General features: G+C 67.7%; 13 protein-coding genes. 10 read left to right on the top strand and 3 right to left on the bottom strand.

The features are described from left to right. Positions 1-4: 4 nt before the first annotated feature. Positions 5-1,501 (top strand): aldehyde dehydrogenase family protein, encoded by a 1,497-nt coding sequence (locus WJ542_RS22870; protein WP_411191763.1) that lies wholly within the window; start codon positions 5-7, stop codon positions 1,499-1,501. Positions 1,502-1,513: 12 nt separating this feature from the next. On the opposite strand, the gene WJ542_RS22865 is transcribed toward WJ542_RS22870, so the two are convergent. After that, positions 1,514-2,485, bottom strand: coding sequence for a helix-turn-helix domain-containing protein (locus WJ542_RS22865; protein WP_411191762.1), 972 nt, complete (start codon positions 2,483-2,485; stop codon positions 1,514-1,516). 180 nt (positions 2,486-2,665) lie between these two features. Here WJ542_RS22865 and WJ542_RS22860 point away from each other — a divergent pair, with 180 nt between their 5' ends. The 4 genes from WJ542_RS22860 (at position 2,666) to WJ542_RS22845 (ending at position 8,081) form a co-directional block, all read left to right on the top strand. After that, positions 2,666-3,199, top strand: coding sequence for a 2,4'-dihydroxyacetophenone dioxygenase family protein (locus tag WJ542_RS22860; RefSeq protein WP_411191761.1), 534 nt, complete (start codon positions 2,666-2,668; stop codon positions 3,197-3,199). Between the two features lie 20 nt (positions 3,200-3,219). Further along, positions 3,220-4,515 carry an MFS transporter gene (locus tag WJ542_RS22855; RefSeq protein ID WP_411191760.1) on the top strand — a complete coding sequence of 432 codons (1,296 nt, stop codon included), beginning with the start codon at positions 3,220-3,222 and terminating at the stop codon, positions 4,513-4,515. A 2-nt stretch (positions 4,516-4,517) separates the two neighbouring features. Beyond that, a complete protein-coding gene (locus WJ542_RS22850) occupies positions 4,518-5,594 on the top strand; it encodes a 2,3-butanediol dehydrogenase (RefSeq protein WP_411191759.1) in 1,077 nt (358 codons plus the stop codon). 111 nt (positions 5,595-5,705) lie between these two features. Further along, positions 5,706-8,081: a bifunctional acetate--CoA ligase family protein/GNAT family N-acetyltransferase gene (locus WJ542_RS22845; RefSeq protein ID WP_411191758.1), complete on the top strand. Its 2,376-nt coding sequence runs from the start codon at positions 5,706-5,708 to the stop codon at positions 8,079-8,081. 34 nt (positions 8,082-8,115) lie between these two features. Here WJ542_RS22845 and WJ542_RS22840 read toward each other — a convergent pair whose 3' ends face one another. Together WJ542_RS22840 and WJ542_RS22835 are read right to left on the bottom strand one after the other, a co-directional pair. Next, a complete protein-coding gene (locus WJ542_RS22840; RefSeq protein ID WP_411191757.1) occupies positions 8,116-8,658 on the bottom strand; it encodes a hypothetical protein in 543 nt (180 codons plus the stop codon). A gap of 93 nt (positions 8,659-8,751) precedes the next feature. Then, positions 8,752-9,588: an IclR family transcriptional regulator gene (locus WJ542_RS22835; RefSeq protein ID WP_411191756.1), complete on the bottom strand. Its 837-nt coding sequence runs from the start codon at positions 9,586-9,588 to the stop codon at positions 8,752-8,754. Between the two features lie 355 nt (positions 9,589-9,943). Between WJ542_RS22835 and WJ542_RS22830 the strand changes: the two genes are divergently transcribed. The 5 genes from WJ542_RS22830 to WJ542_RS22810 are packed head-to-tail and all read left to right on the top strand — an operon-like array spanning position 9,944 to position 15,296. Beyond that, positions 9,944-11,023 (top strand): sugar ABC transporter substrate-binding protein, encoded by a 1,080-nt coding sequence (locus WJ542_RS22830; RefSeq protein WP_411191755.1) that lies wholly within the window; start codon positions 9,944-9,946, stop codon positions 11,021-11,023. Between the two features lie 8 nt (positions 11,024-11,031). Next, positions 11,032-12,585, top strand: a complete 1,554-nt coding sequence (locus WJ542_RS22825) for a sugar ABC transporter ATP-binding protein (protein WP_411191754.1) — start codon at positions 11,032-11,034, stop codon at positions 12,583-12,585. Beyond that, entirely contained in the window at positions 12,575-13,615 is a 1,041-nt protein-coding gene (locus tag WJ542_RS22820; RefSeq protein WP_411191753.1) for an ABC transporter permease, read from the top strand. Before WJ542_RS22825 ends, WJ542_RS22820 begins: the two co-directional genes overlap by 11 nt. A gap of 30 nt (positions 13,616-13,645) precedes the next feature. Continuing rightward, positions 13,646-13,972 carry a UxaA family hydrolase gene (locus tag WJ542_RS22815; protein WP_411191752.1) on the top strand — a complete coding sequence of 109 codons (327 nt, stop codon included), beginning with the start codon at positions 13,646-13,648 and terminating at the stop codon, positions 13,970-13,972. A gap of 34 nt (positions 13,973-14,006) precedes the next feature. After that, positions 14,007-15,296, top strand: coding sequence for a UxaA family hydrolase (locus tag WJ542_RS22810; RefSeq protein ID WP_411191751.1), 1,290 nt, complete (start codon positions 14,007-14,009; stop codon positions 15,294-15,296). Positions 15,297-15,342 lie beyond the last annotated feature (46 nt).

Here is a 15,342-nt window from a genome sequence, read left to right as displayed (position 1 = left end):
AACGATGAGCACGAACTTGATCGACCTGCTGCCGGAAGTCCGCGCGTTCGCGCAACGCCGGCATGAGCCGTTCATCGACGGACGGCCTGCGGTTGCGCGCAGCGGCCGGTATCGCGAGGTGTTCGACCCGGCGACGGGCGAGGTCCTCGCCCAGGTGGCGGATTGCGACGCGAGCGACGTGGACGTGGCCGTACGCAGCGCGCGTGCCGCGTTCGACTCGCGGCGCTGGTCGGGCCTGCGGCCCGCGGATCGCGAACGCATCCTGCTGCGCCTCGCCGATCTGCTCGAGGCGCAGACGGAAGCGCTGGCGCAGCTCGAAACCCTCAATCAGGGCAAGTCGATCAATCTGGCGCGCGCGGTCGAAGTCGGCGCATCGATCGAATACGTGCGCTACATGGCCGGGTGGGCGACGAAGATTCACGGCAGCACGCTCGACGTCTCGATCCCGTTTCCGCCGGGCACGCAGTACACGGCCTTCACGCGCAAGGAGCCGGTGGGCGTGGTCGCCGGCATCGTGCCGTGGAATTTCCCGCTGATGATCGCGATCTGGAAGCTCGTGCCGGCGCTGGCCGCCGGGTGCACGGTCGTCATCAAACCTTCGCCGGAAACGCCGCTCACGGCGTTGCGGCTGGCGGAACTGGCGATCGAAGCCGGCATCCCGCCCGGCGTGTTCAACGTCGTGACCGGCGATGGCGCGTGCGGAGCGGCGCTGGCCGCGCATCCGTCCATCGGCAAGATTTCGTTCACGGGCTCGACGCCGACCGGCAAGCTCGTCGGCCACGCGGCCGTCGACAACATGACGCGCTTCTCGCTCGAACTGGGCGGCAAGAATCCGGCCGTGATGCTGGCGGACATCGACGTGGATGAGGCCGTGCAGCGCGTGGCGGCAGGGGCGTTCCTGAACCAGGGACAGGTGTGCGCGGCGGTTTCGAGGGTGTACGTGCACCGCAGTCGCTACCGGCAGATGGCCGAGGGCATTGCGGCCGCCGCCACGGCGATGACGCTGGGTCCCGGCCTCGATCCGGGTGCGCAGATCAACCCGCTCGTTTCGGCGCATCACCGTGCGCGCGTCGAGACACATGTGGCGGCCGCGCGCGCGGCGGGTCTGACGTTTCTCGCAGGCGGTACGCCAGTGGAGCGTCCTGGCTATTACGTGCGCCCGACCGTGCTCGGCGACGTGCGGCCCGATGCGGCGGTCATGCGCGACGAAGTCTTCGGTCCGGTGCTCGCGCTGGTGCCGTTCGACGACGTGCACGAGGCCATCCGGCTCGCGAACGACACGCGCTACGGACTCGCGGCGAGCCTCTGGACGCGCGACCTGGGGGCGGCGATGCGCATCGTGCGCGAGATCGAGGCAGGTACGGTATGGGTCAACTGCCACGTGCCGCTCGATCCCAGCATGCCGTTCGGCGGATTCAAGCAGTCGGGCATCGGGCGCGAGTTCGGCGCGGGCGCGGTCGATGCGTACACCGAAACAAAGTCCGTCTGCATCGCGCACTGAGCGCGTCGCGGCTCACCCCCGCGCTGTTTCGCGCAGCGCGATCGGCGAGGCGCCGTAGCGCTCGCGGATCGCGCGGCTGAAATGCGCCTGGCTCGAAAATCCCCAGCGAAATGCGATCTCCCCGACGGTCGTTCTGACAAGCCGCGGATCGAGCAGGTCGGCATGCGCGCGCACGAGCCGTTCGGCCCAGATGTACTGGGCGATCGAGAGGTCTTCGGCGGCGAACAGCCGGTTCAGATGCCGCAGCGACAGCCCGACCGCGTCCGCGACGGCTTGTGGCGTCAGTTCCGGGGCGCCCAGTTGCCCGGCGATGTATTGCTTCGCCGTCAGCCGATACGACAGCGCCGCGCGCGAGGCGCCCGCACCGCGCAGCTCGGTGCCGATCAGCGCGGCGAGCAGCGTGTGCGTGCGCTCGCGAAAATCCGGCGCGTCGTGCTCGTCCGGCCGTTTCATGAAGCGTTCGACGCTCGCACGCAGCGTCGCGCCGAGCATCGATGCGGGACCGGGCCGCGACGAGATCTTCAGCGGCAGGCGGTCCACGCTCACCTCGAAGCGCTCGCCGAAGGTCGTCGCCGGAACGTCGAACAGCAACTGGCGCATCGGCGTCAGGAAGCCGAAGAGATACGGTATGCGCGTGTCGTAGATGACGATGTCGCCTTCTTCGGCGAGCAGGCAGCGGTCGCGCTGAATGAAATACGCGCGCCCGCGCACGATCTGGCAGGCGAACACGGAATCCTTCGGCAGTGCCCGCACGAGCGCCGGATTGCGTTCGATGACGTGATCGTTGCCGCGAATGTCGGCCACGCAGAGGCCCGGCAGCGCGATATCGGTCTTCGCCACGTCGGGACCGTCGGGCGACAGCGACGAGCATCGCAGGCCGACCAGCGTCGTCGCATTGAAGGCCTCCCAGAACGCGGCACGCTCCGGCAAAGGCACGTCGGTCGTCGAGCCCCGCCTGCACGATAAAAAGGTCGAATGCGTCACGTCGGCTCCTGCGGGCGCAAGGGGTACCCGTGCGCCCGGTTGGGGGAGGAAATTCCGTTACCTGGGGGGGCCGGTGCGATGTCCGGCCCGGTCAAACAATTCGTCCAGCTTAGTCAAACGCGGCCTGCGCCGTCTGGATAAAGTCCAACGTACGACGCCAACATAACGAGGAGACAGATCGTGGTCCACCAGGCCGTATCCGAATTCTGGCAACACATTGCACCGATTGCCAATCCGTTCAAGCCCGACGCGTTGCCCGAAGCGTACATCGCGAATGCGCCGACCGACGACGAGCGCTACTACGTGCCGTTCACCGAAACGGTTTCGTCGCGGCCGCTGTGGATCTCGCCGCAGCAGAACAAATGGTGCGACGTCCTGATGGCCAAAAGCGCGGGGCTCGTCAATCGCCACTATCACCCGCATGAAGTGTTCGCTTACACGATCTCGGGCAAGTGGGGCTATCTCGAGCACGACTGGACCGCGACGAAGGGCGACTTCGTCTACGAAACGCCGGGCGAGGGGCACACGCTCGTCGCGTTCGATCATCCGGAGCCGATGCGGGTCTTCTTCATCGTCAAGGGACCGCTGATCTGGCTCGACGAGGCCGGCAACCCGGACGGGTATTTCGACGTCCATTCGTATATCGCGATGTGCAAGGCGCACTACGAGAAAGTCGGTCTCGGTGCGCAGGCCATCGAGCAACTCTATCGCTGACGCGCACAACGAGGTCAGCCATGAATTCCTCCCCTTCCCGAGGCATCGCGACGTATGAAAACAGGCTGCTGCTGATCCTGTTCGTGACGTTCGGCTTCGTCTTCTTCGACCGGCTCGCGCTGTCGTTCCTGTTTCCGTTCATGTCGGCGGAGCTGCATCTGAGCAACGCGCAGCTCGGCATGATGTCTTCCGCGCTTGCGCTCACGTGGGCGCTCTCGGGCGCGATCACCGGCGCCTGGTCGGATGCGCGCGGCACGCGCAAGCCGCTGCTGGTCGTCGCCGTGCTCGGCTTTTCCGTCTTTTCGGCGCTGTCCGGGCTCGTCGGCGGCTTCGCGAGCCTGATCGCGTTTCGCGCCTTGATGGGCATTGCGGAGGGGCCCGTGTTGCCGCTCTCGCAGTCGCTGATGGTCGAGAGTTCGACGCCGGGCCGCCGCGGTCTCAACATGGGGCTGCTGCAGGGCTCGGCCGCCGGGCTGCTCGGCGCGATGGTCGGGCCGCCCGTGGTCATCTCGATCGCGACGGCCTACGGCTGGCGCGAGTCGTTCTACGTCTCGTGCGTGCCGGGACTGATCATCGCGTTCTGCATCTGGCGCTGGGTGCGCGAGGTGCCGCCGGGCGGCGCGCAGCACGTGCAGGCCGAGGTAGGCGTCCACCCTGCCGGTGCGGGTGTCGGCCGCTGGGCGTTGCTGAAAGAGCGCAATATTTTGCTGTGCGTATTGATCAGCTGCTTCTTCCTCACCTGGTTTATCGTCATTATCTCGTTCGCGCCGACGTACCTTGTCAGCGGCCGCCATTTCTCCGCGGCGGACATGGGCGTCGTGATGACCTGTCTTGGCGCGGCGTGGGTGTTCTGGGGCTTCGCCGTGCCCGCGATCTCCGACCGCATCGGACGCAAGCCGACGATGATCGTGTTCGCGCTGATCTCGGCAACGTGTCCGGTCGCGATGGTCCATATCGGCTCGATCTGGGCGCTTGGCGCATTCGTGTTCGCCACGTACACGGGCCTCGGCTGCTTCACGCTGTTCATGGCAACGATTCCCGCGGAGACGGTTCCGCCGCGCGCCATCGCGAGTGCGCTCGGTCTGATCATGGGCGCGGGCGAACTGATCGGCGGCTTCGTCGCGCCGACCGCCGCCGGCTTTGCGGCAGACCGCTACGGGCTGTCGCTCGCGATGTGGCTCTCGGCGAGCGGCGCGATCGTCGCCTGCCTGCTGTCCTTCGGTCTGGTGGAAACCGCGCCCGCCGTGCTGCGCAAGCGCGCCCTTGCCGAGGCAGCCGGGAAACCGCTCGGCATGCAGAACCTCGGAGGCCGTTGAGGATGCGTGCGCTTCAATGGTTCGGGCCGCGCGACGTGCGGCTCGTCGAGATCGACACGCCGCGCGTCGGGCCGGACGATGTCCGCGTCGAGGTGGCGTACTGCGGGATCTGCGGCAGCGACCTGCACGAATACGCGGATGGCCCGCACGCGATTCCTGTCGAGGTGCCACATGCGCTGTCCGGACGCGTCGCGCCGCTGACGCTCGGCCACGAGTTCTGCGGGACCGTCGCCGAAGTCGGCGCGAACGTGACGACGCTGCGCGTGGGCGACCGCGTTGCTGTCGAGCCCGAATACCGGTGCAGCCAGTGTCTCTATTGCCGGTCGGGGTCGTACAACCTGTGCGTTTCGATGGGATTCGCCGGCCTGATGGGCGACGGGGGGATGGCCGATTTCGCGGTCGTGCCGTCGTACATGCTGTACCGCTTGCCGGACGAGGTGAGTCTCGAACAGGCGGCGGTGCTGGAGCCGGCCGCCGTGGCGTTGCACGCGCTGCGACGGGGGCAGTTGAATCTCGGCGAGACGTGCGCGATCGTCGGGCTTGGGCCGATCGGTCTGCTTCTGATCATGCTGGCGAAGCTGCAGGGCGCAACGGCGATCGTCGCCGTCGACGTATCCGCCGAGCGGCTGGCCGCGGCACGGCGGCTCGGCGCGACGCAGGTGCTCGACGCGCGCGAGCATTCGCCCGACGCGCTGCGGCAGGCGATACGCGGCGCGACCGGCGGGCATGGCGTGCACGTGAGTTTCGAGGCGGCGGCCTTGCCGGCGACGTTCGAAACCGCGATGAGCGCGTTGCGCAAGGGCGGCAATCTCGTGATGGTCGGACTGATGCCGCGCGCCGGCTTCGATGCGTTTCGCGCCGTCAACGACGAACTGAGTTTTACCGCGAGCGTAGGCTATCGCCAGGCATACGAGGACTTGCTGCGTATCGTCGCGTCGGGCGCGCTCGATCTCACGTCGATCGTGACGAAGACCGTGCCGCTCGAAGACGCTGTTCGCGAAGGTTTCGACGCGCTGCTGGCGGATCGCAGGCAGATCAAGATCCTGGTCGCGCCGGCGCGGCCACCGCTTCGTTCGTGATCCGCCTCCTCGCGCAACCTTGCGCGAAATCCACGCGCCGTTCACCCGATTCGCCTATCCTGACTCCGTGCCGCGGCGCAAGCGCCGCTATCCCGACAGTCAGGAGCGCCCGTGACCGTACGTAATCTCGACGCAGTATTCCAGCCCAGGTCGATCGCCGTGATCGGCGCCTCGCGCCGCGTGGGCAGCATCGGAGAAATGGTGTGGCGGCGCGTGATCGAAGGCGGCTTCGCCGGGCCGCTCTGGGCCGTCAATCCGCGCCGCACGGGCGACGAGCAAGGCTTCGGCGGGCATCCCGTGCTGGCGGACGCAGGCGACCTGCCCGAGGCGCCCACCGTCGCCGTGATCTGCACGCGGCCGTCTACGTGGCCCGCGCTCGTGCATCGTCTGGGCGGCATGGGCACGCGCGCGGCGATTCTGATCGGCGAGGTGCGCACCGACACCGACCGCGCCGATCTGCGCCATGCGCTGGCCGCCGCGCGGCCGCATCTGCTGCGCATCGTCGGGCCCGGCAGCGTGGGCGTGCTCACGCCTGCGCTCAACGCGCAGCTCGGCGCGGCTACGTCGGTAGCGAGGCCGGGCGGCGTCGCGTGGGTCTCGCAGTCGAACGTGCTCACCAACGCCGTGCTGCGCTGGGCCGGCGCGCGCGGGCTCGGTTTCTCGCACGTGATTGCGCTGGGCGACGAAGCCGACGTGGATGCGGGCGACGTGCTCGACTATCTCGCGAGCGATCCCGCCACGCGCGCGATCCTGCTCGAACTCGACACCGTGCGCGCGCCGCGCAAGTTCATGTCGGCGGCGCGCGCGGCGGCGCGCAACAAGCCGGTGCTCGCGCTGCGCAGCGGCCGCGACGATCCGGCCGACGGACTCTACACGGCGGCGTTCCGGCGCGCGGGCATGGTGCGCGTGGACACGCTGGACGACCTGCTCGACGAAATCGAAACGCTGGGTGTGGGGCGCGTTGCCACGAGCGACACGGCCACGCTCATCACGAGCGATCGCGGCGTGGCGACGCTGGCGCGCGACGCGTTCAACGAGGCGGGCGACACGCTCGCCTCCTGGACCGACGAAGCGCGTACGGCAATGGAGAAGGCGTTGCCGAACGTGCGGGCGGCCAATCCGCTCGTGCTGGGCGAAACGGCGAAGCCCGAGCACTTCGCGCTCGCGCTGCAGGCGCTCGGGCCGCATCCGAAGACGGGGACGGTTTTCGTCGTGCACGCGCCCACGCACAGCGCGCCGGTCGACGCGGTGGCGCGCACGCTGATCGAGAACCAGCGGGTGGCGTATCGCGGCATGCTGGCGTGCTTTTTCGGCGGCGTGAGCGACGAAACGCGCGATGCGTTGCACGCGCACGGCATTCCGGTGCATACCACGCCGCGGCGCCTCGCGCGCGCGTTCGCGCGTCTCGTCGATTACCGGCTGGGCCGCGAACTCCTGATGCAGACGCCCGAGGGCACGCCCGCGCAGCAAGCCGGCGCGATCGAGGCGGCGCAGGGACAGACCTGTGCCGCGCTGGCCGCGGGGCACAGCGAACTTGCGGGCGAGGCGGCGGCGAAGCTGCTGGGGCTTTTCGGCCTGCGGGCCTGGACGCCTCCCGAAGGCGAGGCGGCGCGCGCGGCGAAGCCGGTAGTGGAAGTGACGGTCGAGTTCCGCGACGACGAGAACTTCGGCCCGGTGTTCTACTTCGTTGCACCGTCGCCGGACGGCATCGCGCCGCCCATACGCGTGTACGGGCTGCCGCCGCTCAATCCAATGCTGGCGCGCGACATCGTCACGCAGTCGCCCTATGTGCCGCGCGTGGATCCCGCGGCCACGCTGGCCGTGCTGATCACGCTGTCGCAGATCGTTTGCGACGTGCGCGCGATTGTCGGCATGCACGTCACCTTGCGCGTGCTGCCCACCGAAACACTGATCGACGTGCCGCGTCTCATGCTTGCCGAGAAGCGCAGCCGCTTCGCGATCATGCCGTACCCGCGCCGGCTGGAGGAAACGCTGGACTGGGGCGGCGAGCGCGTCACGATCCGCCCGATCCGCCCCGAGGACGAGGCGCAGCACCGCGCGTTCATCGAGTCGATGACGCCCAACGATCTGCGCCTGCGCTTCTTTTCGGCCGTGCGCAGCTTCGATCACTCGCAGCTCGCCCGCATGACGCAGATCGACTACGACCGCGAGATGGCGCTCATCGCGACCGTGGACGACGAGCACGGCAAGCCGCGCACGCTGGGCGTGGTGCGCGCCGTGGCGGACCCGGACAACGAAACGGCCGAGTTTGCGGTAGCGATCATGTCGAATCTGAAGGGCAAAGGGCTGGGCCGTCTCTTGATGGAGCGCGCGATAGCGTATGCTCGCACGCGCGGCACCCACTGGCTGGTGGGCGAGGCGCTGCGCGAGAATGCGCCGATGATCGGCCTCGCGCGCGCCTGCGGTTTCACTGTGGCGCCAACCGAAGATCCCGGCGTGGTGGGTTTCCGGATGGCGCTGGATTAAACCGCGGCGGGTTAAGCGTGGGTGGAGTCAGGCATCAGGCCGCAATCTTCGCGAGCGCGTCGTCCACCTGGCCGCGCGTGAGCGAGAGTTCTTCGAGCCAGGCCTCGGCGTAGCTTGCGCCGGTTTCCTTTTCGAGGCGCGCGATGGTCGCGGCGCAGCGCGCGGCGTCCTTCGGCGTGGCGATGAAGGTCTTGACCGACTGGCCGCCCTGGAACGCCTCGAAGAGCGGTGCGCGGATTTCTTCCGGCAGCGCGCGCGTCCACTGGTGCGTCTTGCCGTTGAACGTCAGCGAGGGCGGCAGCACGCGCTCCTTCTTCGTGGCCGGAATCAGGCCGTAATTGCGCGCGGCTTCGGCAATCTGCTCGGGCGAGAACAGCTCGTCGGGCGTGATCTCGAACTGGTCGATCGCGGTCTCGACGGTCTTCATCGCGTCCGCGCGGTCGTCGCGCTTCTTCTGCGCGCGCGCGACGATGTCGCGCAGCTCGTCGGCTTCGTCGGTCGTGATCGTGAAGCTGGCCTGCTTCTGCTGAAGCTCGGAAAAACGCTGGAATTCGTGATCGGTCAGAAGTTTCGCCATGAGGTGTGGAGTACGCGGTATGCCGTATTTTGCGGGGCCGCCATTCTAACCGGTTTGGATGCACGCGTTCCAGTTGGCGCGGCCGCCCGCGCCTCAGCCTTCCTCTTCCCGAAACATCGAAAGCTCCTGCACCGTTGCCCGCAGCATCTGCGTCGCTTCTTCCAGCGAAGGCGCCACATACTCGTCGATGCGCTTGAGGTACGGGCAGGTGAGGGCCGCGATGGCCTGACCGGCCGGCCCGAGCACCGGGAACGTCACGTCGGTCACGCCGAAGATCTGCTGACTGTCCGTGCGCGAAAAGCCGGCCTCGCGAATCTGCGCGCAGGCCGTTTCGAGCGCCGCGTGGTCGATCGTCACTTCGCCTTTCACCTTCGTGTGTTCCGCGAGCATGTGCGCGCGCTGCTCCGGCGTTTGCCAGGCGAGGATCGAGCGGCCCGAGCTCGTATCGACGAGCCCCACGCGCGAGCCGAGCCGCACCGCGATGCCCCATGTGCCGGGTCCGTCCACCTGGGCGATCACGAGCAGGTTGCCGCGGTCGTACATCGCGAGGTGACACGACTGTTCGGCGTCGTTGGCGAAGTGCTGCATGAGCGGCAGCGCCTGAACGATCAGCCGTTCCGTGGGCGGATGGCGGTGCGCGAGCGCGAAGAGTTTCAGGCTCAGCGCATAGCGGTCGCCCGCTTCGGAGCGGATCACGTACTGGCGCGCCACGAGCCGCTCCAGCATCCGGTAGATCTCGCTCGCGTTGCGTCCCAGCGCCTTCGTGATCTCCGCCCGCGTAAGGCCGCCGCGCTGTTCCGCGAGCAGTTCGAGGATGTCGAGACCCTTGTCCAGCGCGGGTGCGCGGTAGCGGTCCACGTCGTCCTTCTCGTCTTTTTCTTCCCGTTCGTCCGGCCCGCGGCCTTTGCGGTTTTTCTGCTGGATGTCCATCGACGTCCTCTCTTGTCGTGACCCGATTATCCGGGGCGCGATGCACCGCGCGGCAGGGGCCCCAGGGAAAGCACCGAGCCTTGCTGCGCTGCACATGTCTTGACCAACGAATATCCGTATATGAATAATACGTTCACTGATGAATGAAGATACATCAGGGTTGTACTGGAAGGGAAGGGCAGTCGCAACGGCAGCGCCGGCAGTCCGGTCACTCCAGACGGGCGCGGCGCGGCCAACATGCAGGTTCACAAAGGGATCGCCATCAGCGCTGAAGCGCGAACGGCGATCGACAGCTTTGCATGAGACCGGAGTAAGCGCTAAAGCGCCAACTCCGGATCGACAAAAGGAGACAGACATGGCGTTCGCATCCGGGCCCGCGACGGCCCGCCGTTCCACCGAATCCCGCCAGGCCGGCAAGCTGGCGCGTGCCGCCGCGAAGGCGCTCTGCGTTGCCGCGGCCTGCACGGCCGCACTCGCCGCGACAGGGCCGGCGCAGGCCGCCGACCTGGGCAAGGTCGGCCTCGGCCTGCCGCTCTTGACCTCGCCCTTCTGGCAGTCGTACGACAATTACCTGTCGACGTACGCGAAAGAGATGGGCATCGACATCCTCGCGCCCGTCAATTCGAACAACGATCCCGCGCAGCAGATCACCGACATGAACAACATGGTGAATCTGGGCGCGAAGGGCATCGTGGTCGGGCCGATCGACTCGGCGGCGATCAGCCGCGCGCTCGACAACGCCGCGCAGAAGGGTGTCAAGGTCGTGGCCGTGGACGTGGCGCCGACGCAGGGCAACGTCGCGATGGTGGTGCGCGCCGACAATCGCGCCTACGGTTCGAAGGCGTGCGACTACATCGGCCAGCACGTGAAGTCCGGCAAGGTCGTGCAGATCATGGGCGACCTCGCTTCGGTGAACGGCCGCGACCGGTCCGAGGCGTTCCGCGCCTGTCTGAAGCTGTATCCGAACCTCTCGCTGCTGGAGATTCCGGCGGGCTGGAAGGGCGACGTGGCGGCAAGCGCGCTGGACAGCCTGCTCACCGCGAACCCCGACGTGAAGGCGATCTACATGCAGGCGGGCGGCGTGTATCTCTCGCCGACGCTGCAGACGCTGCGTCGCAAGCAGATGCTCTTCCCGGCGGGCGATCCGAAGCACATCGTGATCGTGTCCAATGACGGCATTCCGCAGGAATACGAAGCAATCCGCAAGGGCGAGATCGACGCCACCATTTCGCAGCCCGCGGACCTCTATGCGAAGTACGGCCTGTACTACATCAAGGCCGCGCTGGAGGGCAAGACGTTCAAGCCCGGCAAGACCGACCACGACAGCACGATCGTCCAGCTTTCCACCGGGATCCTGGAAGACGAACTGCCCGCGCCGCTCGTGACGAAGCAGAACGTGGACGACAAGAACCTGTGGGGCAATACCGTCAAGTGAGGGCCCAGATGAGCGATCGAACGAGCGGCCAGAATCAGGATCTGCTGCCTGTCGTGGAGGCGGAAGGCGTGACGAAGCGCTACGGCTCCACGGCGGCGCTCGCCGGCGTGAGCCTGCGCGTCATGCCGGGCGAGTCGCACGCGCTGGTGGGCCGCAATGGCGCCGGCAAGTCCACGCTCGTTTCGATCCTCACGGGGCTGCGCAAGCCCGACGAGGGCACGGTGCGCTTCAATGGCGAGACCGCGCCGCCGCTCGCCGACCGCGATGCCTGGCGCGAGCGCGTGGCGTGCGTCTATCAGCATTCCACGATCATCCGCGACCTGAGCGTGGCCGAGAACCTGTTCATCAATCGCCAGCCCAGACGGCGCGGCGTGATCGACTGGCAGGCGATGCGGCGCGACGCGCGCGCGCTGCTCGACCATTGGCGCATCGACGTGCGCGAGGATGCACGGGCGGGCGATCTCACGGTGGAAGCGCGGCAGCTCGTGGAAATCGCGCGGGCGCTCTCGTACGGCGCGCGCTTCATCATCCTCGACGAGCCCACCGCGCAGCTCGACGGCGAGGAGATCAAACGGCTCTTTCGCCGCATCGACGAGTTGCAGCGCGAGGGGGTGACGTTCCTCTTCATCTCGCACCACCTGCAGGAGGTGTACGAGATCTGCCAGGCCGTGACGGTGTTGCGCGACGCGCGCCATATCGTCAGCGCGCCGGTGGCGGAGCTCCCGCGCGAACGCCTGATCGAGGCGATGACGGGCGAGCGCGGCGGCCTGAACGTTGCCGACGCCGCCGCCCGCGCGCCGCTGCCCGCCGAGGCACAGGTCGTGCTCGACGTGCGGGGTATTACAGGACACGACTACCGCGACGTATCGTTCGCAGTGAAGCGCGGCGAAGTGGTCGGCCTCACGGGCGCGACGAGCAGCGGGCGCACGAGCGTGGGCGAGGCGATTGCCGGCCTGAACGCGCAGCGCTCGGGCGAGATTCGCGTGAAGGGTGCGGCGCTGAAGCCCGGCGACGTGCCCGCCGCGCTCGCGCAGGGCGTTGCGTGCGTGCCGAAGGACCGGCACCACGAAGGGCTCGTGCTCACGCAGTCCATTGCGGAGAACGCCACGATGACCATCGCGGGCCTGCTCGGCCGCTTCGGCATCGCGCCGCCTGCGAAGAAGCGCGCCATGGGGCAGCGCATGATCGAGGCGCTCGGCATCGTGGCGCAGGGACCGGAGCACGTCGTTTCCGGACTCTCGGGCGGCAATCAGCAGAAGGTCGTGATGGCGCGCGCGCTGGCGAGCCATCCGGACGTGCTCGTGCTGATCGATCCCACCGCCGGCGTGGACGTGAAGTCGAAGGAGGCGCTGCTTTCGGTCGTCGATCGCGTGCGCGGAGGCGAAGAGGGCGAGCAAGGCGGCAAGGCCGTGCTGGTGGTGTCGAGCGAACTCGACGATCTGCGCACCTGCGACCGCGTGCTGGTGATGTTTCGCGGCGAGATCGTGACGGAGTTCCCGGCGGGCTGGCAGGACCACGAAATGATTGCATCGATCGAAGGAGTCAGTCTTCATGAAGCCTAGTGTTTCGACGTCCGCGTTCGCCGCGGGCGAGCCCGGCCCGCTTTCCACGGGGCAACGCGCGCGGCCGCGCATCGAGCTCGCGCGCCTGCGCGACTTCGCCCTACTGCCCGCGCTGCTGCTGCTGATCGTGATCGGCGGCTTCGTGAGCCCGAGCTTTCTCACGAAGGCCAATCTCATCAGCGTGCTCGGCGCTTCGGCCGCGCTCGCGCTCCTCGTGCTTGCCGAGTCGCTCATCGTGCTGACCGGCAAGTTCGACCTCTCGCTCGAATCCACCGTGGGCATCGCGCCCGCTGTCGGGGCGATGCTCGTGATGCCGGCGGCGTCGGCAGGCTTCGGCCTGCAATGGCCCGCGTTCGTGGGGCTCGTCGCGATTCTCGCCGTCGGGGCGCTGATCGGTTTCATCAACGGCTTTCTCGTCGTACGGCTGCGGCTGAATGCGTTCATCGTCACGCTCGCCATGCTGATCGTGCTGCGCGGCATGCTCGTGGGCGCGACCAAGGGCGGCACGCTGTTCGACATGCCACCCTCGTTCTTCGCGCTTGCCACCACCATCGTGCTGGGGCTACCGCTTTCGGTCTGGCTTGCCGCCGTTGCGTTCGCCATCGCCGCGTTCATGCTGCGCTATCACCGCACGGGCCGCGCGCTCTACGCGATCGGCGGCAATCCCGACGCGGCGCGCGCCGCCGGCATTCGCGTCGAGCGCATTACGTGGGGCGTATTCGTGCTGGGCAGCATCCTCGCGGCACTCGGCGGCCTGATCGTCACGGGCTATGTGGGCGCGATCAACGCAAACCAGGGCAACGGCATGATCTTCACCGTCTTCGCGGCGGCCGTGATCGGCGGCATCTCGCTCGACGGCGGCAAGGGCACCATGTTCGGCGCGCTCCTCGGCGTGCTGCTGCTGGGCGTGGTGCAGAACCTGCTCACGCTGGCCCAGGTGCCCTCGTTCTGGGTCCAGGCGATCTACGGTGCGATCATTCTCGGCTCGCTGATGGTGGCGCGGCTCGCGGGCGGCGAAGCGCAGAACTGACCGGCAAAATAGCAATCGCGGAGAAACAACGTGAAGAGCGGCACCCCCAACACCGACTTTCGCCTGATTCTGCTCGCGCCCGAGGACAACTGCCTGATTGCGGCGGCGCGGCTGGAAGCGGGCACGGTCGTCGAGATCGAAGGCGAGCGCGTGACGTTCGCGAAGACGATCGAGCTCGGCCACAAGGTTGCGCGGCGCGCGCTCGCGAAGGACGAGAAGGTGCTGCGCTACGGCGCGCCCATCGGCCACGTGACCGGGCCAGTGGCGCGCGGCGAGCATCTGCATACGCACAACCTCGAAAGCGACTATCTGCCGACCTACACGCACGACGCCGGGCACGCGTACGTGCATCACTGACGCTTAAACGTTTTTCGCAGGCAGGACACCCGTCATGAACGACACCCGCATCACCCCGCCTCTCGAAGGCTGGCTGCGCAGCGACGGCCGTAAGGGCATACGCAACGTCGTCGCGGTGGCCTATCTCGTCGAATGCGCGCATCACGTCGCGCGCGAGATCGTCGCGGAGTTTCGCGAGCCGCTCGACGCGTTCGACGACGGCGCCATACCGGACGATTCCCCCGTGCATCTGATCGGCTTTCCGGGCTGCTACCCGAACACCTATGCGGAAAAGATGATGGAGCGGCTCACCACCCATCCGAACGTGGGCGCGGTGCTGTTCGTCTCGCTGGGCTGCGAGAGCATGAACAAGCATTACCTCGTTGAGCAGGTGCGGGCCAGCGGCAGACCCGTAGAAGTCCTGACGATCCAGGAGAAGGGCGGCACGCGCAGCACGATCCAGTACGGCGTGGACTGGGTGCGCGAGGCGCGCCGGACGCTGGGCGCGCAGCAGAAGGTGCCGATGGGCGTCGGCGAACTGGTGGTCGGCACGATCTGCGGCGGTTCGGACGGCACGAGCGGCATCACGGCGAATCCGGCCGTGGGCCGTGCGTTCGACCAGCTGATCGAGGCGGGCGCAAGCTGCATCTTCGAGGAAACCGGCGAGCTCGTGGGCTGCGAGTACCACATGAAGAACCGCGCGGCGCGACCCGAACTCGGCGAGGCTATCGTCGCCTGCGTGGCGAAGGCCGCGCGCTATTACTCGATTCTCGGGCACGGCTCGTTCGCGGTAGGCAACGCGGACGGCGGGCTCACCACCCAGGAAGAGAAGTCGCTGGGCGCGTATGCGAAGAGCGGCGCCTCGCCTATCGTCGGCATCGTCAAGCCCGGCGACGTGCCGCCCACGGGCGGTCTTTATCTGCTCGACGTGGTGCCCGACGGCGAGCCGCGCTTCGGCTTTCCCAACATCAGCGACAACGCCGAGATTGCGGAGCTCATTGCCTGCGGCGCGCACGTGATTCTCTTCACGACGGGGCGCGGCTCCGTGGTGGGCTCGGCGCTCGTGCCCGTCGTCAAGGTGTGCGCGAATCCGCTGACGTATCGCAATCTGGCGGGCGACATGGATGTCGACGCGGGGCGGATTCTCGAAGGCCGCGCGACGCTGGACGAAGTCGGCCGCGAAGTGTTCGACGCGACGCTGGCCGTCGCGGCGGGCGCGCCCTCGAAATCCGAGGCGCTCGGGCATCAGGAGTTCATCCTGACTTACAAAACCTTCGAGCCGGTGGGTCCGGCGTGCCTGCCCGCGGGGGCGCGTCTGCCCGTGGTCGGGATCGCGGGGCATTGACGCGCGTCGCACGCGGCGTAATCTTTGAACACGGTTCTTTCGGGAG

This window comes from Paraburkholderia yinzeri (assembly GCF_046581065.1).
GTDB lineage: Bacteria > Pseudomonadota > Gammaproteobacteria > Burkholderiales > Burkholderiaceae > Paraburkholderia.
Note: the sequence above shows the minus strand (reverse complement) of the source record. Positions and strands in the feature narration are given on the sequence as shown.

Excerpts from the sequence above, each read along its gene's own strand:
- WJ542_RS22870 (WP_411191763.1), top strand. The coding sequence starts at position 5 with ATGAGCACGAACTTGATCGACCTGCTGCCGGAAGTCCGCGCGTTCGCG.
- WJ542_RS22855 (WP_411191760.1), top strand. The coding sequence starts at position 3,220 with ATGAATTCCTCCCCTTCCCGAGGCATCGCGACGTATGAAAACAGGCTG.
- WJ542_RS22850 (WP_411191759.1), top strand. The coding sequence starts at position 4,518 with ATGCGTGCGCTTCAATGGTTCGGGCCGCGCGACGTGCGGCTCGTCGAG.
- WJ542_RS22840 (WP_411191757.1), bottom strand. The coding sequence starts at position 8,658 with ATGGCGAAACTTCTGACCGATCACGAATTCCAGCGTTTTTCCGAGCTT.
- WJ542_RS22835 (WP_411191756.1), bottom strand. The coding sequence starts at position 9,588 with ATGGACATCCAGCAGAAAAACCGCAAAGGCCGCGGGCCGGACGAACGG.
- WJ542_RS22830 (WP_411191755.1), top strand. The coding sequence starts at position 9,944 with ATGGCGTTCGCATCCGGGCCCGCGACGGCCCGCCGTTCCACCGAATCC.
- WJ542_RS22825 (WP_411191754.1), top strand. The coding sequence starts at position 11,032 with ATGAGCGATCGAACGAGCGGCCAGAATCAGGATCTGCTGCCTGTCGTG.
- WJ542_RS22820 (WP_411191753.1), top strand. The coding sequence starts at position 12,575 with ATGAAGCCTAGTGTTTCGACGTCCGCGTTCGCCGCGGGCGAGCCCGGC.
- WJ542_RS22810 (WP_411191751.1), top strand. The coding sequence starts at position 14,007 with ATGAACGACACCCGCATCACCCCGCCTCTCGAAGGCTGGCTGCGCAGC.